Annotated in this window: 15 protein-coding genes, 1 riboswitch and 1 other annotated feature; of the genes, 5 read left to right on the forward strand and 10 right to left on the reverse strand. The window is 27.2% G+C overall.

From position 1 onward, the window contains the following. Positions 1-20 precede the first annotated feature (20 nt). On the reverse strand, positions 21-728 hold the full coding sequence (locus ACTG46_RS11520; protein ID WP_054270571.1) for an ABC transporter ATP-binding protein: 708 nt from the start codon (positions 726-728) through the stop codon (positions 21-23). Between the two features lie 254 nt (positions 729-982). Between ACTG46_RS11520 and ACTG46_RS11525 the strand changes: the two genes are divergently transcribed. Beyond that, positions 983-2,128, forward strand: coding sequence for a DEAD/DEAH box helicase (locus ACTG46_RS11525; RefSeq protein WP_054270572.1), 1,146 nt, complete (start codon positions 983-985; stop codon positions 2,126-2,128). Between the two features lie 94 nt (positions 2,129-2,222). Here ACTG46_RS11525 and ACTG46_RS11530 read toward each other — a convergent pair whose 3' ends face one another. Beyond that, positions 2,223-3,599 (reverse strand): NCS2 family permease, encoded by a 1,377-nt coding sequence (locus ACTG46_RS11530; RefSeq protein WP_054270573.1) that lies wholly within the window; start codon positions 3,597-3,599, stop codon positions 2,223-2,225. Between the two features lie 93 nt (positions 3,600-3,692). Next, positions 3,693-3,795: riboswitch (purine riboswitch) on the reverse strand. 387 nt (positions 3,796-4,182) lie between these two features. On the opposite strand from ACTG46_RS11530, the gene ACTG46_RS11535 reads away from it, so the two are divergent. Beyond that, a complete protein-coding gene (locus ACTG46_RS11535; RefSeq protein WP_479922848.1) occupies positions 4,183-5,577 on the forward strand; it encodes an SLC13 family permease in 1,395 nt (464 codons plus the stop codon). 123 nt (positions 5,578-5,700) lie between these two features. Here the strand turns inward: ACTG46_RS11535 and fsa are convergent, their stop codons facing one another. Continuing rightward, positions 5,701-6,375, reverse strand: coding sequence for a fructose-6-phosphate aldolase (gene fsa / locus ACTG46_RS11540; protein ID WP_054276903.1), 675 nt, complete (start codon positions 6,373-6,375; stop codon positions 5,701-5,703). 272 nt (positions 6,376-6,647) lie between these two features. Here fsa and ACTG46_RS11545 point away from each other — a divergent pair, with 272 nt between their 5' ends. Then, complete coding sequence (locus ACTG46_RS11545; protein WP_054270576.1) at positions 6,648-7,412, forward strand: DeoR/GlpR family DNA-binding transcription regulator; 765 nt, start codon at positions 6,648-6,650, stop codon at positions 7,410-7,412. Positions 7,413-7,624: 212 nt separating this feature from the next. On the opposite strand, the gene ACTG46_RS11550 is transcribed toward ACTG46_RS11545, so the two are convergent. From ACTG46_RS11550 to ACTG46_RS11575, 6 genes are all read right to left on the reverse strand, one after another. Beyond that, entirely contained in the window at positions 7,625-7,846 is a 222-nt protein-coding gene (locus ACTG46_RS11550) for a hypothetical protein (protein ID WP_054270577.1), read from the reverse strand. A gap of 409 nt (positions 7,847-8,255) precedes the next feature. Further along, the gene (locus ACTG46_RS11555) at positions 8,256-9,533 is read right to left on the reverse strand and encodes a sensor histidine kinase (RefSeq protein ID WP_054270578.1); all 1,278 of its coding nucleotides are present in this window, start codon (positions 9,531-9,533) and stop codon (positions 8,256-8,258) included. Further along, complete coding sequence (locus tag ACTG46_RS11560; RefSeq protein ID WP_003424455.1) at positions 9,517-10,185, reverse strand: response regulator transcription factor; 669 nt, start codon at positions 10,183-10,185, stop codon at positions 9,517-9,519. Before ACTG46_RS11560 ends, ACTG46_RS11555 begins: the two co-directional genes overlap by 17 nt. Before the next feature lie 159 nt (positions 10,186-10,344). Next, positions 10,345-12,843: a heavy metal translocating P-type ATPase gene (locus ACTG46_RS11565; protein ID WP_223152924.1), complete on the reverse strand. Its 2,499-nt coding sequence runs from the start codon at positions 12,841-12,843 to the stop codon at positions 10,345-10,347. 299 nt (positions 12,844-13,142) lie between these two features. Then, positions 13,143-13,334 (reverse strand): hypothetical protein, encoded by a 192-nt coding sequence (locus ACTG46_RS11570; RefSeq protein WP_003424459.1) that lies wholly within the window; start codon positions 13,332-13,334, stop codon positions 13,143-13,145. Positions 13,335-13,479: 145 nt separating this feature from the next. Beyond that, positions 13,480-13,722 carry a hypothetical protein gene (locus tag ACTG46_RS11575; RefSeq protein ID WP_479922849.1) on the reverse strand — a complete coding sequence of 81 codons (243 nt, stop codon included), beginning with the start codon at positions 13,720-13,722 and terminating at the stop codon, positions 13,480-13,482. A 210-nt stretch (positions 13,723-13,932) separates the two neighbouring features. On the opposite strand from ACTG46_RS11575, the gene typA reads away from it, so the two are divergent. Further along, a complete protein-coding gene (gene typA, locus ACTG46_RS11580; protein WP_054270580.1) occupies positions 13,933-15,756 on the forward strand; it encodes a translational GTPase TypA in 1,824 nt (607 codons plus the stop codon). Between the two features lie 87 nt (positions 15,757-15,843). Here typA and trxB read toward each other — a convergent pair whose 3' ends face one another. After that, entirely contained in the window at positions 15,844-16,752 is a 909-nt protein-coding gene (gene trxB, locus ACTG46_RS11585; RefSeq protein ID WP_054276906.1) for a thioredoxin-disulfide reductase, read from the reverse strand. Positions 16,753-17,608: 856 nt separating this feature from the next. Then, positions 17,609-17,840: a binding site (T-box leader), on the forward strand. A 106-nt stretch (positions 17,841-17,946) separates the two neighbouring features. On the opposite strand from trxB, the gene thrC reads away from it, so the two are divergent. Then, positions 17,947-19,428: a threonine synthase gene (gene thrC / locus ACTG46_RS11590; RefSeq protein ID WP_407815001.1), complete on the forward strand. Its 1,482-nt coding sequence runs from the start codon at positions 17,947-17,949 to the stop codon at positions 19,426-19,428. Position 19,429 lies beyond the last annotated feature (1 nt).

Raw genomic sequence — 19,429 nt, forward strand, 5'->3', positions numbered from 1 at the left:
TATATTGTATAAAAAACAATTTATTTTTCTATTAACTCCAAAAAAATACTTTCAAGTGAATTACTTCCTTTAACTTCTTCTGTGCTTCCATAAGCAATTATATTTCCATCCTTTATTATGGCAATCTTATCACAAATTTTTTCGGCAACTTCTAAAACATGTGTTGAGAAAAATATACAACCACCTTTTGCACAGAATTCTTTCATAATCTCTTTCAATATAAACGATGCCTTTGGGTCAAGACCTACAAAAGGTTCATCAAGAATTAAAATTTTTGGATTATGTATTAAAGCTGAAATTATGGCTAATTTTTGTTTCATACCATGTGAATATGAAGATATTAAATCTCCTAATGCTTTATTAAGTTCAAACTTATTTGAATAATATTTTATTAACTCTTCTCTTTTATTTTTATCAACTTCAAATATGTCTGCTATAAAATTAAGATATTGTACACCAGTTAATGATTCATATAAATCCGGATTATCAGGTATATATGCCATTTCTTTTTTACATTCAACAGGTTGTTTTTTTATCGACTTAGAATTTACAAGCACCTCTCCCTCTTCAAAATCGTGTATCCCAACAATTGCCTTAATGGTAGTAGTTTTACCTGCACCATTATGACCTATAAACCCAAAAAGCTCTCCATCATTTACATCAAATGAAATATTATTTACTACTTTCTTATTTTTATATGATTTAGATACATTGATTACCTTTAACATAATTTCCCTCCATATTATAGTTTTGATAGTTGTTATATATAATATATAACAACTATCAAATAATTACAACTTTTATTTGTTTATTTTTAAAGTTTAGAAAATACAAAACCATTAGAAATATGGAAATATAAATTATATTTACTTCTAAATTACACATAATTATAAAAGAATATATAGTTCGATTTGCTTAAACAATGTATAATAAAAAATAGTTGACTATAATAATATTAATGATTAAATAGAAGGAGCAAAACATGAATACATTTGAACAATTAAAAATAAGTTCTACTTTGATAGATGGGCTTAAAAAACAAGACATAACTTCTCCAACAGAAGTTCAGTCACTTGCTATAGAAAATATAATACAAAATAAAGATTTATTGATTAATTCTCAGACTGGAACAGGAAAAACACTGGCATATCTTCTACCTATATGTGAAAAAATTGATACATCAAAAAGAGAGACACAAGCACTTATACTTGCACCTACACATGAACTAGTAATGCAGATTACAAACCAAGTTGAATTATTAGCTAAAAACTCAGAAATTCCTTTAACTTCTTTAGCTTTAATTGGGGAAGTAAATATACAAAAGCAAATAAAAAACATAAAAACAATAAAACCACATATAGTAATTGGTTCTTGTGGAAGAGTTTTAGACTTAATAAAACAAAAGAAATTAAAATCACATAATATAAAAACTATCGTCTTAGATGAAGTAGACAATCTATTGAATGGAAAAAATATAACTTGTATAGAAGATATAATAAGAACTACATTAAGGGATAGACAGATTATAGGATGTTCTGCAAGCCTTACTGATAATACTATAAAAATTTGTGATAAAATTATGAAAGAATTTGAAATAATAAAAACGAAAGAAAAGTCACAAATAAATCCTAATATAAATCACTCATATTTATTAGGTGAAATAAGGGATAAATTTAATTTTCTTAGAAAAACATTAGCTGCCACAAATCCAAAAAGAGCAATTGTATTTGTAAACAACGAAAAAAATATAGAAGTCCTAGTATCAAAACTAAATTATCATAATTATAAGGCAATTGGAATCTTTGGAAACATGGCAAAAGAAGATAGAAAAAATGCAATAAATAAATTTAAACTTGGAAAAGCAAAAATTTTAATTACAACTGATTTATCTGCTCGTGGACTAGATATAGTAGATGTAAGTCATGTTTTTAATTTAGATTTTCCAAAAAGTAAAAATGAATACTTGCATAGATGCGGCCGAACTGCTAGAGGGAATCGAGATGGTAACACAATCTCAATAATAACAAAACAAGAATTAGATGTGATAAAGGATTTACAAAAAGAATTTAATATAACAATTGTGCCTAAAATTTTACAAAATGGAAAGCTAATAGATACAGTTAAATAATTTAACAAATACAAAAGAGCTGTAATTTCTCATTAAAACATGTTAGAAATTACAGCTCTTTATTTTATTAAATTAATTTTTTAAATAATATTCATTATAAAAGCCAAAGTTTTATTATAAATAATATAGCCAAGACAATCATTACTATAGAAACATGCTTCTTATCTTCTGCTTTTTTAGTTCCAAATATATTGTAAAATACATTTACGAAAACATAAGTTAATATACCTAAAGTTAAACCATCACCTATACTATAAGTTAATGCCATACAAGCAATAGTAACAAATGCTGGAACACCTTCAGTTATATTGTCAAACTCTATATCCTTAACTGTACCAAGCATTAAATATCCAACATATATTAAAGCTGGTGCTGTAGCACATGATGGAATTGCTATAAATACAGGAGAGAAAAACATTGCAGCTAAGAATAAAATCCCAACTGTAACTGCTGTCCATCCAGTTCTTCCACCTGCAATAACTCCTGTTGAACTTTCAACATAAGTTGTAACTGTAGACACTCCAAGTCCTGCACCTACTGTAGTTGCAACTGCGTCTGTAAGTAAAGCTCTTCCTACATTAGGAACATTTCCTTTTTCATCTAGCATGTTTGCTTTAGAACAAACACCTACTAATGTACCAACTGTATCAAAGAAATCAACAAATAAAAATGTGCAAACTACTACTAAAAATCCACCTATATTCGTTGGATGTAATACATATCCTAAATCTATTTTACCTGCTATTGGTGCTAAACTTTCAAATTTAAATACTCCACCAGGTAAATATATCCCTAGTTTTTGTGCATACTCTGGATTCATAAAAGCAAATCCCCAAGCAAGTAATGAACTTACTACTATTCCAAAAAGTATAGAACCTTTAACTCTTTTTTTATCTAATACAGCAATAATTATTAATCCTATACAAGTTATTATTACTGCTGGTGTAAATCTACCCATTTTGATAAGAGTAGCTTGATCTCCAATAACAATTCCGCTATTTACTAAACCTATAAGTGCAATAAATATACCAATACCACCTGTAACAGCTAATTTCATATTTTTTGGTATTGCATTTACAACAGCCTCACGAACTCCACTTACTGATAAAACTATAAAAATAATACCTTCTACAAACACTGCTGTAAGAGCCACTTCCCAAGGAACACCCATTTGTAAAACTACTGTGTATGCAAAAAATGCATTAAGACCCATACCTGATGCCAAAGCAAAAGGAAGATTTGCAACTACACCCATTAAAATACATCCAAATGCTGCTGCTAAACATGTCCCTGTAACAAGTGCACCAGCTGGCATACCTGTCTCAGATAAAATATTTGGATTTACAGCTATTATATAAGCCATAGTTAAAAAAGTAGTTACTCCTGCAATGACTTCTTTTTTCATATCAACATTTTTATTAGTCAAAATTGGAAAAAGTTTCTGCATGGTACTACTGTTTGTTGTTTGCATAACAACACCTCCTATTAAATTTTACAAAAAAACGACACAGTAATTGATAAGCTGAGCCGTATCCTTCATAATTCAGTTAATTAAATATTTAATTAACTAAATAATAGTATACATAGTCAGAATATTTACGGTATTCCGGTAGAAACTTATGACCCATATTGTCAAAATTATATGTTATACAATCCAAAACATTATTTTTTCTTTACGAATATTATTTTAATTTATATAATTAATTTTGTCAATATATACGTATATATTATACTGATTTTGTATTAATATTCGATTATATTAAGTATTAATTTCTCTTATCCCGATTATAATTATATTCTTTACATTTTCGAAAAATATATGATATTTTAATACAATTTATTTATAGTTGAAATATAAAGCTTACTCTAAGATTATATTATAATGAATTGATAAATTTTTTATTTTTAAAAAACAAAGTGAAGAATTTAACTATATGCCATAAAGGGTATTAAAAAATTAAAGTTATTGTAAATCATATAATCAATGAATAATCTTTTGATAAAATGTATTTACCTCCATTATGATATAATAAATTATGGAGGTGAATATAAAAATGGGTATTATTCTTAAGCCAAAAAAATTTTATATGACTATTATAGCTACAATAATTCTGTACTTTTCTCTTAATTACAGTTTTAATATAAAATTTTCTATATGCTTATCTTTTTTAACCATCTTAATTTGGGCTATAGACTCTGTTGAAAAAACTGTAGTTGCATTATTTTTCGTAATTCTAGCATTTATTTTTAACATTGCACCCTTAAATGTAATTTTACAATTTTTATTTACAGAAAATTTTTATATAATAGTCCTTGCCTACATAATTACTAATGCAGTTACAAAGACAGGTGTTGCAAGGATTATTTCTGAAAAATTAATTTTAAATATTGTTAACACTCCTAAAAAAATGATTCTTTTATCATATATTTTAGGTATCTTGTTAATATTTTTTATTCCACAACCATTCCCAAGGGTCATTTTGGTATCAGCTTTTTACAAAGAGTTTTTAAAAGAACAAAAAATAACTGAAGATTCAAAATCTATACTTTTATTTAGCATATTTATAGCATCTACCTTTACATCTATGTTTTTTATAAATGGAGATACCCTTTTAAACTACGTTGTATTAGAACTTGGAAACTGTAATATAAATTGGGGTCAATGGGCTTTTTATATGTCTGTTCCAACTATAATTACTTGTCTTGTAACTTATTTTTTATTTATTTTTATTTTTAAAAAAGAATTATCTTCAATAGAATTTGTTTCTAACAAAAATCTTGATTCTAATAAATTTCAATTTTCATATTCTAATTTTAAAATGGAGTTTAATTTATTGAATAAGGAACAAAAATACACTTTTTTATGCCTAGGAATAATGTTTTTTATGTTTTTGACCCAGTTTATACATAACATAAACACTCTAATCATAATGTCAATTTGTGTACTTCTTTTATTATTAAGAAAAATAATTGGATTCAATACTTTAAAAGAAATAAACTGGAAAGTCCTTATTTTTTTCGTAGCGGCATTTTCAATTGGAGGAGTATTAAAGTACTCTGGAGTTGTAGATATAATGGGAAATTATTTGATAAAGTTTATACCACACTCTTCAGAAATTATTTCAATCTTATTTTTAATAACTCTAACAATAGTATTGAATATATGTCTTGGAAGCGCTGTTACTACATCATCTGTGGTAATACCATTGCTTGGAAGTTTGCACATACTAAAAGAAAATAGCATTACATTATGCCTATTTGTCTATATCATAGTAAGTATACAATACATACTACCATTCCATCATGCAACAATAATGGTTGGACACGGTGAAAATCTGTATAATAGCAAGGTTATTTTTAAGTATGGTTTAACTTTAATTCCTTTAACTTATTTTATAATAATATGTGTGACATTCCCCTGGTGGAGATTCATAGGTTTAGAAATCTAAAAAGATGAAAATATGAATTAACTTAAAATAATAGCTTAAATTATTAAAAATAATTCATATTTTCATCTTTTAATACAAGTCTACTTGCATAATTAGGCATAAAACCACTTTTTAATTATAATGCTAGATATTATTTGTTTTACTACCTTTTCCAAAAGTATTCTCCCAATCTTCTATAAACTTATCTACACTCCAGTCTGTCAATGGATGATTCATCATAGCCTTACAAATATCGTATGGTACTGTAACACTATGTACTCCATTTTGCATTAATTCTATAACTTGTTGTGCATTTTTAAAACTTGCAGCAAGTACTTTTGTGTCCATTTTATATGTATCTATTATTTTTATAAGCTCTGAAACCATAGATACTCCATCGCCAGATATATTATCAAGTCTATTTACATAAGGCGCGATATAGTTTGCTCCAGCTTTTGCAGCCAAAAAACCTTGATGTGCTGTAAATATTGCAGTAGCAGTTATTTTTATCCCTTTTTTATGAAGGTCTTTTATAGCTCTTAAACCATCTTGTGTTACAGGTATTTTTACATATATGTTTTTTCTCAAACTACTTATATATAATGCCTCTTCTAATATTTCTTCATACTTTTTACTTAACACTTGAGCATGTATAGGCATATCCTCACCTATAATTTCACCAATCTCATTTATGAGTTGCTTAAAATTCTTTTTTTCTTTTGAGACAATACTTGGATTTGTAGTTACACCATCTATTGGTAAACAAGTACATAATTCCTTAATCTCCTCTACATTACCTGTATCTAAGATTAGTTGCATTAAAATATCCCCCTTTAGTTTTTATTTATTCTTATTATATATTGATTTGGTATTATTTTCAATAATTTTGTTATTGTTTTTTCTTTTTTATTATTGTTTTACTTTTCTTTTTAATTTTATAATCTCTTTATTTATTAAATTCTAAATATATAATTATCAAAAATATACTTTTTATATTAAATTAATTTTGTATTCCATGTTAAAATAGTTGATATATGGTATTTTATCTTATAATATTTACTATAATACTACATTAGGAAAAGAGGTAAAAAATGTTTGCAGAAGAAAGGATTCAAGCTATATTAAATATCCTAAAAAAAGAAGGTAGAGTTACTGTAAAAGAACTCAGTTCTAAATTTAACGTTACAGAAGATTGTATAAGAAAAGACTTAAAAAATATAGAAAAAATCTCTTCAATACGAAGAATTTATGGTGGAGCTGTATTAGCCAGAGAAACCTTAGAAAACCAAGATACAAAAGATAGAAAAGAAATCAACATTCCAACAAAGAAAATAATAGCAGAGAAAGCATTTAATCTAATTACAGATAGAGAAACTATATTTTTAGACATCTCTACAATTAATATTTTACTGGCAAAACTTCTAGCTGAAAGTAATAAAAAGGTGACACTAGTGACAAATATGTTGGACATACTAAATGTAGTTACTTCAAGACCAAATAATTTAAATATAATCTCTACTGGAGGTTTATTAAATCTTAGTCTTGATGGATTTGTTGGCACTCCAACTATAGACTTTATATCAAAATATAAATTTGACAAGACCTTTATGGGTAGTTGTGGTGTGGATGTATTTAACTCTTCACTTACAACTTTTGAAATTGAAGATGGGCTTACAAAAAAAGCTATAATAAATTCAAGTAAGAAAGTATTTATAGTTATGGAAGATAAAAAATTTAAATTTGATGGAAACTTTAAATTTGCTCACTTAGAAGATATTAGTTCTATAATTACAGAAAAATCTCCTACTCCTGATATAGTAAACACTTTATCCGAATTTAATGTAAATGTTTTATAAACTCAATTACACACTTTATAGATTTACTTATAAATATAAATTATTATTTTATAAAGAAGCTTAAAAAACCTAATTTTCTAATAATTATTTTACAATTGAATTTAGTGGTTAAAACTAATTTGAAATAGACTTTCTAAATCTAATACAGTTATTTTTAGAAAGTCTATTTCTTTAACAAACAATTTAATACTATTATACACTATATATAAATCTTATTTCATTTCATCTTTCATTTGCTTTTCTATTTCTTTAGCAAATTTTTTTTGCTCGTATCTTTCCATCATTTCGTCTTTTTTCATTTCTAAGTTTACCATAGCACCTTGTGCATCATCTTTTAAATCCTCAGCAGTATTCTTCATTACATAAGCTGTCTTTTTAACACCGTCTTTTATATCTTCTTTCATGTTTTTCATGTCTCTTTTTAATCTATCCATCAAAACTACCTCCTCTGTAAATATAATATTTTCTATATTTATTTTTCCCAAAGTACATATATTTATTTGCAATATCACTTATAATTTTTAAGTCATTAAATGTAATTTAATAGTGCTTAAATATATAAATTTCGATAGATTAAATATTTCTTGTTTCAAAATAAAAATAACATCAAACATAAACTATATGCTCGATGTTATTTTCTAAATTCACAATAACTTAATTGTTGGGATTACTATAATGATGACTTATATGGAGGATGTAATAAAATCTCATCATTATAGTTTGGTGTATTTTATGGTTTAAAACTTTTTTTATTTATATTTATATAATACATTTTTAGTATGAATTTTTTATGATTTTAGAATGAACTATTATTGAAACTTCTATATTATTTATTCAAACAAATCAATTTTTAAATTCGACTGTAAATACTACAGAGTTTTCTTTATTTTTTATACTATAATCAAATCCATGACTTTTAAAAATTTGACTGACTATATAAAGTCCAAGTCCACTTCCTCCAGTTTTTCGTGAACGAGATTTTTCTATTCTATAAAACGGATTAAATATTTCTTCTAAATAACGTTTCTCTATAGTTACACCAGTATTTTCAATTTCTAAAATTACCCTTTGATTAGAAGTCTTTTTATTTATACGTTTATTTTTATCATAAAGTCTAATTATAAGCTCTGAACCTTCAGGAGAATATTTTATGGCATTATTTATTATATTATTAATTGCCTTAGTTATTCTTTCTTGGTCTGCTTTTACTTCTAGATTTTCCTCTATTTTTAAAATAGTTTTCATATGTTTTTCTTCTATTAAAAATACTTGTCTTTTTACCAATCTATTTAAAAGTTCGCTTATATTTATTGATACAAGCTTCAAATCTTTTTCAAGTATCTCTGATTTTGAAACTTCTATCATTTCATTTACTAAATCTTTTAATTCTTGTGTACATTCATATGATTTTTTCAGATAAGTATCCCTATCTTTATACTTACCTACACTATAAATCATCCCTTCAATTTGACCACTTATTATGGTTATTGGAGTTTTTAGTTCATGTGATATTGTGGCGACAAAATCCTTTCTCCTATATTCTTGTTCTCTCTCACTCTCTATTATATTTATCAGAGGTTTTGTTATTACAATCGAATATATATAGGCTCCAATAATTGCTATTAATATCGCTATTGATATGATGTATGGCATTAACTTTCTTATAACTTCGTTTGCTTCATCAATTGGCTGTAATGGCATAACGAGTTCCAAAGTATATGGCCCATCTTTTGCATCTTTAGTATATATAGGTATAGATGTTCTATATTCATCCTCAATGCTATTAATCATGTACTTACTGTATCTTAAAATAACTACTTCATTTTTACCATATACGATTTTTCCTTGACTATCTTTTAATAAAATAGCAAGATTTTGGTCTTTAGCCATATAATAAAGTCTTTCTTCTAGAGTATACGTATCAAAATGAATTGAACTATCTACTAAAGACTTTAAACTTTCTTGAAGAGACTCAATTTTATACTCATGATAATATGATGGCAATAAAAAATATAAAATTAGATATATTATTAAAGCTAATGCTATTAATAATGATGTCGTTATAGAAAATAACTTATACTTTATGCTTAACTTTTCCCACTTATCAAATATCCTTCTCAAGTGTATATCCTATCCCTTTTACAGTTTTAATATATGGTAATGATATTTTTTTTCTTATATTTTTTATATGTGCATCTACAATCCTAGTATCTCCATAATAGTCATAACCCCATATACTATCTAAAAGACCTTCTCTAGTTATAACCTGTGGATATTTTTCTATTAGAGCTTTCAATATATTAAACTCTTTTAGTGTAAGCTCTATAGGTTCTCCATCTATCTCAGCTATATATGTGTTTAAATCTAGCTTTAATTTTTCAAATACTATAAATTTATCATTTATAGTTTTGTTACTTCTTCTCAAAATAGCTTCTACTCTTTTTATAAGAAGATTAAATGAAAATGGCTTTGTTATATAATCATCACATTCTAGGTCAAAGCCTTTAAGTTGGTCCCCTTCATCATTCAAAGCAGTCAAAAATATAATTGGAACACTTGATGATTTTCTTATCATTTTACAAACCCCATAACCATCTAGATTTGGCATCATTATATCTAATATAACTAAATCATAACTTCCTTGTTTAAACTTTTGTATACCTTCCAACCCATCATTGGCTGTATCAACTTGATAACCTTCTGCACTTAAAAATTCTGATATTAATTCTTGTATATTTGAATCATCTTCAATTACAAGTATTGACGAGTTCATTCTATCAATCCTTTCTATTTTATTTGAAATTTCCTACATTACTTATATTTTATATCATTGTTGTGAATTTTACATGAAAAAAGAGCTATCTTAATTTGTAAATTAATTCTTTTAATTTAAAGATAGCTCTTTTTTATACATTTTATTTAACTTTTTAATCTAATCTCTTTTATATGGTTTGAAATTTTTAAGTCTAAGTGCATTTGAAACAACTGAAACTGAACTTAAACTCATAGCTGCTGCTGCAATCATGGGATTTAACAAAGGTCCTCCAAATATATACAATAATCCTGCTGCTACAGGTATACCAATCGTATTGTATCCAAATGCCCAAAATAGGTTTTGTTTTATGTTTTTTATAGTCTCATGACTAAGTTTAATTGCTGTTGGAACATCCATCAAGTCACTCTTCATAAGTACTATATCTGCAGACTCAATTGCTACATCAGTTCCACTTCCTATTGCTATACCTATATTTGCTTTTGCAAGGGCTGGAGCATCATTTATTCCATCTCCTACCATTGCAACAAAGTTGCCTTGGTTTTGCAATTTTTCAACTTCTTTAGACTTATCTTCTGGTAATACTTCTGCTAACACCATATCTATACCTACTTGACTTGCTATAGCATTTGCAGTTTTTACATTATCTCCAGTTACCATTGCAACTTTTATTCCCATATCATGAAGGATTTCTATTGCTTTTTTACTACTTTCTTTAACCACATCTGCTACTGCAATTATTCCTGCCAACTTTCCATCTACAGCTATATACATAGGCGTTTTACCTTGGCTTGCCAACTCATTAGATTTTTCTTCTAAATCTTCAAGAAGAATATTATTATCATTCATAAGTTTTTTATTTCCAAGTAATATATTTTCTTTATTGATAATAACTTGTATACCAGCACCTGGTATAGCTTTAAAATCGTCAACTTTTTCCAATTTTATATTCTCTTCTTCACCATATCTTACTATTGCTTCACCAAGAGGATGTTCTGAACCTTTTTCTGCACTTGAAGCAATCTTAATAAGATATTCTTCTTCTACATTATTTAATACAATATCTGTTACCTTTGGTTTTCCTTCTGTTATTGTTCCTGTTTTATCAAATATTACTGTATTTACTTTATGTGCAGATTCTAATGCTTCTCCACCTTTTATCAATATACCATTTTCTGCACCTTTTCCAGTCCCAACCATTATAGCAGTTGGTGTTGCTAATCCTAGTGCACAAGGACAAGCAATTACAAGCACTGATATAAAGATAGTAAGTACAAAGACTATATCTTTTCCACCTACTAAAAACCACAATAATGATGCCACTACTGCTATTGCAATTACTATTGGTACAAAATATCCAGACACAGTATCTGCAAGTTTGGCAATAGGTGCCTTTGTACCTTGAGCATCTTCAACTAATTTTATTATTTGAGCAAGAGCTGTGTCTCCACCGATTTTTTCAGCCTTAAACTTAATAACTCCATTTTTATTTATACTAGCTCCTGTAACTTTACTTCCAACATTCTTTTCTACTGGTATACTTTCTCCTGTAAGCATAGATTCATCAACTGATGTATATCCCTCTATTACGACACCATCTACTGGTATCTTAGTACCTGGCTTTACTAATATTATATCTCCAATTCCTACTTCTTCTATAGGAGTCTCTACTTCTTTACCATCCACTAATACTATTGCAGTTTTTGGTTGTAATCCCATAAGTTTTTTAATTGCTTCTGATGTTTTTCCTTTTGATTTTGATTCTAAATATTTGCCAAGTAAAATAAGTGCTATTATTATTCCTGCACTTTCATAATATAACTGATGATGGTGCATACCTTGAATTTGTCCATTTGCTATTTGTATTGTTGTATATAAACTATACAAAAATGCTGCTAATGTACCAATTGCAACTAAAGAATCCATATTAGGGCTTAAAGAAAAAAGTGCTTTAAATCCATTTATATAAAATTTATATCCAGCTATCATTACTGGTATTACTAAAATCAGCTGAATTAATGCATAATTCAAAGTATTCGTCATAGGGTTTATAATCTCTGGCAAAGGCCATGGCCCTATAGGCTTTATTATCATAGGTCCCATTGCTATATAAAACAATGGAACTGCAAATACTATTGCAACTATAAATTTAACAAATAAAGACTTCATTTCTTTTTCTTTTCTTAATTTATCTTCATCTACATCAACCTTATCTCTTACCTCTTCTATTGGCTTATATCCAGCTTTTTCAATAGCTGCTTTTATTTGAGATAATTTTACCTTTGATGGATTATAATCTATATTAGCTTTATCTGTTGCTATATTTACACTAATGTTCTCTACTCCATCCAATTTCTTTACTACTCTCTCTACTGCTTTTGCACAAGCTGCACATGTCATTCCATCAATTTTCATATCAATTTTTTTATTACTTTCTTCCTTTACAATTCCATATCCAGCTTTTTCTACAACCTGTTTTATATCATCAAAACTAACTTTAGAATTATCATATTCTATTTTAAGTTTTTCAGTAGCTATATTTACACTCTGGTCATATACTCCATCCATTTTCTTGGTTACTCTTTCTACTGCCTTTGCACAGGCTGCACATGTCATACCTGTGATTTTATAACTTTCTACTACTTTATTTGAACTCATAATAAATCCGTCCTTTCTTTTAACATGTTTTCAATCAATTTATAATTTTGCACTTTGATATGTAATCTTGATAAATTATTTATTTAGAAATCTATATTTTTATTATACCCCCTATAGGTATGCTTAATCAATATTTTTTTATAATTTTTTATAAATAAATTTATTAGTTATATTTATTTGTATTTACTAGAAAAGTATACTCCTAATTGAATATATAAATAAAAATAGAGTATATAAATTGTTTAATGTTTGTACAATTTATATACTCTATTTCTTATAATTTATATTCTATTTATAGTTTATTCCTTACATGCTTCGAAAAATTCTGCTTCTGTTTCTTTTATTTCAAGCTCATTGTCTATTATCCCGACAGCTTCTTTTTTAAATGCTCTACATTGACCTATACAACCAGTCTTCACATTTTCTTCTCCAACTAAAGTTTTTAACTTATTTACATCCACATTTGAACAGTTTGGACATACTCTTATCATATTTAAGTTCCTCCTAATTAATGTCTAATTAATAGTTTTATACCCAAATATAAATTTTATAAAAATCTTTTTTGTTATAAATTATTTCCATAAATTCCATTTTTATCATATTATCAACATTATATAGACATTTTATATATTATTATTACATGTATGGTGGTATCTGTTGTTTTCTTATTATTTCCAATTCTTTAATTTCCAAAGATTTAATTACATTTACTTTGTAGTTTTCTTTAGACTTTATATATAGAACATCTTCTGTCTTTTTACCTTCAATAAATTTATGAGACCATTCTAATAGCTCATCAAAATTACAAATCTCTTCTTTTAAGAAAGTATCACTTTCGCTAACAAAATACTTAATTATTATTTTTGTTACTTCCAACATATATCATCCTTTGCTTTTTATTAATATTTTCATTTATAAATCTATTATTTGTATATAAAAATTTTTTAAACAAAATAAATTTTTATATACAAAACTAGCATTTTTGTTCAATTTGAGCTATATTAATACATTTTAATCTATTTCTCCTTGTACCTAATAATATATTGTGATATAATTAGTAAGTTATTTTAATCGAAGGGAGCAACAAAGATGTCACAAAAACATAAAATTATAAATATCGCAGTTATAGCCCACGTTGATGCTGGAAAGTCAACATTGGTTGATGCGTTCCTTTCTCAAGGTGGTGTTTTTAGAAAGAACGAAGTAGTCAAAGACTGCGTTATGGACAGTAACGACCTTGAAAAAGAAAGAGGCATAACTATATATTCAAAAAACTGTGCAATAAACTATGAAGATTATAAAATAAATATAGTTGATACTCCAGGACATAGCGACTTTTCTTCTGAAGTTGAGCGTGTTATGAAAACTGTTGACACAGTTATTTTATTAGTTGATGCTAGTGAAGGCCCAATGCCTCAAACTAGATTCGTTTTACAAAAATCTTTAGAGTTCGGTTTAAAACCAATATTATTTATAAACAAGATTGATAAAAAAGACCAAAGAGCGGAAGAAGTAGTTAATGAAGTTTTCGATTTATTTGTAGACTTAAATGCAACAGATGAACAATGTGAATTCCCTATAATATATGGTATAGCTAAGCAAGGTATAGCTAAACTTGAAATGGATGATGATAGTGAAGACCTTTCTCCTCTATTTAAAACTATTGTAAATCATGTTGAAGCTTATCCTGATTATGACAATGAACCTTTACAGTTCCAAATATCAGCCCTTGCATATGATGATTATGTAGGTAGACTTGGTATAGGTAGAATTTACAAAGGTACTCTTAAAAGCAATACACAAGTTGCTATATGTAGAGAAGATTCTGTTGTATCTAAAGGAAAAGTATCAAAACTTTCTGTGTATGAAGGTTTAAAACAAGTTGAAGTTGATGAAGCTACTAGTGGAGAAATAGTTGTTATAGCTGGTATACCAGATATATCTATAGGAGAAACTCTATGTGATTTAGATAATCCACTACCTATGGAAATGATAAGAATAGAAGAACCTACTCTTTCAATGAACTTCTTAGTAAACGACTCTCCATTTGTTGGAAAAAGTGGAAAGTTTGTTACAACTAGACATTTAAAAGATAGACTTGAAAAAGAACTTGAAGTGAATGTTGGGCTTAAAGTTGAACCTCTTGAAACTACTGATGGATATAAAGTTTCTGGACGTGGAGAACTTCACTTATCTATACTACTTGAAAATATGAGACGTGAAGGTTATGAAATTGGTGTTTCTAAACCTGAAGTTTTAATGCATAAAGAAGATGGAAAATTAATGGAACCAGTAGAAAGAGTTGTTGTAAACTGTCCTGAAGTTTATTCTGGTACTATTATAAACGAATTGAACTTAAGAAAAGGTATGATGGAATCTATGTCAATAGAAGGAGACTATGTAAAAATAGAATTCTTAGCACCTACTCGTGGTCTTTTAGGATATAGAAGTGAATTTATAAATGCTACTCGTGGAGAAGGTACTCTAGTTCGTTCATTTGAAAAGTTTGAAGAATTCAAAGGAGAGATACCTTCAAGAGGAAATGGTGTTTTAATAGCACAAGGACCTGGTGTTACTATGGGTTATTCTCTTAATGCTTTAAGTGATAGAGCTGTAATGTTCGTAGACCCTGGTGTAGAAGTTTATGAAGGTATGATAATCGGTATGAATTCTAGAAAAGACGACATGGTAGTCAATCCTTGTAAAAATAAAAAAATGAGTAACGTACGTGCTTCTGGTTCAGATGATGCTATAAAACTATCTCCACCTAGAATATTTACTCTTGAAGAAGCTCTAGAATTTATAGAAGATGACGAATTAGTTGAAATCACACCTGATTCTATAAGACTTAGAAAAAGATTCTTAAATGAACATGATAGATTAAGATATAATAAATCTAGACAAGGTAAATAATATATATTTATCTCTAGTTAATAAAATAGCCATACATACTAAAAGATATCTTTCAGTATATATGGCTATTTTTATTTAAAATTTATATTATTCAATATTTATATAATTAGCAGCTTGAACGGCCGCAATTGCTCCATCTGACGCTGCTGTTATTATCTGGCGTAAAAATTTAGTTCTACTATCTCCTGCTACATATACACCTTCTACTGATGTTGTACAAGATTCATCTGAAATTATATATCCGCCTTCATCCAAGTCAAGAACATTTTCAAACATTTTATTATTAGGTTTAAGACCTATAGCAATAAAAATACCACTAACATCTATTGTTCTTTTCTCTTCAGTCTTTAAATTCTTTACTTCTATCTTTGATACAGTCTTTTCACCTTCTATTTTTTCTACACCATGATTATAAAGTATCTCAATATTCTTTCTTGCCTTTACAGATTTTTCTAATACTTCTTCACCTCTAAAACTGTCTCTTCTATGAATTAAGTACACCTTTGTACAGTTGTTAGCCAAAAATAAAGCATCTTCTAAAGCAGTATTTCCTCCACCTACTATGGCTACTTCTTTATCTTTAAAAAATGCTCCATCGCACGTAGCACAATAAGATACTCCTCTACCTGTAAATTTTTCTTCTCCCTCACAACCTAATTTACGTCTTTCAACTCCATTTGCAAGAATAATAGCCTTTGCTTTATGCTCACCTGAAGATGTCTTTACAACCTTTATCTTTCCTTCAAGATTTATCTCTTCAACCTCATCAAACTGAATATCAACACCTTGAGCGATAGCTTGATTATATATATTATTAGAAAATTCTACCCCAGAAATCTTTTGAACTGCTGGATAATTTTCTACTTCAGATGTACTTGCAACTTGACCTCCATAAATACTTTTTTCAAATACTGTGACACTTAATCCTGCTCTCATAGCATAAATTGCTGAAGTTAAACCTGCTGGTCCAGCACCAATTACAATAATATCTACCATAACATTTTACCTCTCTTTATATTATTATTTCTTATATATTATTCTCATTATTCTTATACTTTACTATTATTATCCATATATACTATAAACAAAACATTATTTTTTATTAATGTATAAAAAGTTTAATTAACCTTTATTTTGATATAAGGATTGTTTTTTATTAGTTAACTTTATTTTACATATATGTAAAAAAACTGCAAATAAAAGTTACTTTTATTTACAGTTCCTACTCATTTATATAATTTAAAACCTTATTGGTTATCATTTACAGTGTCTTCTAATATATTGTTTTCTGATATATATGATAGAATTGAAAGTCCATACATAACCAAAACTAATGCTGCTGTTATAAGTACTATTCCCATATTTAATACCTCCTTTTGTTTACAGTATACTATTATTATGTGAAATACTTGTGAATTTAATTTGAATATAGCTGTAATTTTATATTAACAATTTCTTCAAATTAAATATTCCTAATTATATACTTTTATTAAGTCAATTGTTATTAATAGTTTAAATATTAACATTATTTACTTATATTTATATCATATACCATATAATTACATTTTTCAAATTAAAGTTTTGTAAACTTTTTTTGTAATATAGTGTAGTATAAAACTGTAATATTACAGAGATGTAACTGTTCCCTCTTGATTAGTTATATTAAAAACAGCTTCATTCCTATGAAAACACAAAATCCTAAGAGTTTAAAAACAGTTAAAAAAATATTTTTCTATGACCCAATTTGATTACAATTTTTTTACAATTTAAAAAATATTTTTCCCAAATTTTTATATTAATACTTGACTTTGTCTGTTTTATAATCTAGAATAATTAATAATATTAAGAATATTGAAAGGCTTTGATTAGGAAGAGTAAATCTGAATCGGTTACCAGAGAAGGAAACTATTAGCTGAAATGTTTCCCTAATTAGAAAGATTGAAAACTACCTATGAGCTTCTATCTGAAGTTATCTTAATGATTTTAGTAGGAATAGACGTTTTTATTACTTACGTTAAAGTATCAAGTGGATTTTTTTAAATCAATTTGGGTGGAACCGCGGGAAACAGATTCTCGTCCCTTCTTTAGGGATGAGGGTCTTTTTTTATTATCTAAATTCAGTTTTTAAAATATTCTGTACTTAACTTAATTAGCTAATTAAAAATCTAAAATATATGGAGGATTATAGAAATGTATTATTCAAGTACAAGAGGCACCGAAGAAAAAGTAACTGCATCACAAGCAATAATAAAGGGAATATCAAATGATGGTGGTCTTTATGTCCCAAGTAAATTTCCAAATGTCGAAAATGAACTTATAGATTTAATGAATTTAACGTATTCTCAGATAGCATTCTTTGTGCTTAGTAAATTTTTATGTGATTTTACTGAAGATGAGATTAAAGACTGTATAGAAAATGCATATGACGAAAAGTTTGATTGCACTAGTATAGCTCCATTAAATAAAATAAATGATACTTATTTCTTGGAATTATATCATGGACCAACTTTAGCATTTAAAGATATGGCACTTACTATAATGCCTCATCTTCTTAAAACATCTATTAAGAAAGATAATTTAGAGAAAGATGTCGTGATTCTTACTGCTACATCTGGAGATACAGGAAAGGCTGCTCTTGAGGGATTTAAAGATATTGATAAAATAAAGATAATTGTATTCTTCCCAGAAGATGGTGTAAGTGCAGTACAAAAGCTTCAAATGAAGACTCAGACAGGAAAAAATACGTATGTAGTTGGTATAAAAGGAAATTTTGACGATGCACAATCTGGTGTAAAGAAAATTTTCTCTGATAAAGAATTTAATCAAAAATTATTAGATAATAATTATATACTGTCTTCTGCTAATTCAATTAATATAGGAAGACTTCTTCCACAAGTTGCATATTATTTTTATTCCTATATGAAATTAGTTGATAAGGGTGAGATAAAGTTAAATGATAAAATAAATTTTGTTGTACCAACTGGTAATTTTGGTAATATTTTAGCTGGATATTATGCTAAACAAATGGGACTTCCAATAAACAAATTGATATGTGCATCAAACGATAATAATGTTCTTTATGATTTCTTTAAAACTGGTATTTATGATAAAAATAGAACATTAAAATTAACGTCTTCTCCTTCTATGGATATATTAATATCTAGTAACTTAGAAAGATTGTTGTTTGAGATATCAAATAGAAACACTGCTATCGTGAATAAACTATTATCTGACCTTAATGATAATGGAGTCTACAAAATAAATGAAGATATGGAAAAAAATTTATCTTCATTTTATGGAGAATATTCAAATGAAAAAGAAGTTAAAGAAACAATAAATAATGTATTTAAAAATTATAACTATTTGATAGATACTCATACTGCTGTTGCATACAATTGTTATGAAAAGTACAAAAAAGAAACTTCTGATAACACAAAAACTGTTATTGTAAGTACTGCAAGTCCATTCAAGTTTTCTGAGGATGTTCTAAAATCTATAGATTGTGATTTTGAGAACCTTGATGACTTCGCTATAATTGATAGATTATCAAGTATTTCTAAAATAGATATACCAAAACCTATTAAAAATCTTAAGGATGCAGAAATACTACATAAAGATATTTGTGAAAAAGATGAATTAAAACTAGCTATAAAAAAATTTTTGAAAGTATAGG

The sequence above is a fragment of the Clostridioides sp. LIBA-7678 genome (assembly GCF_056716065.1).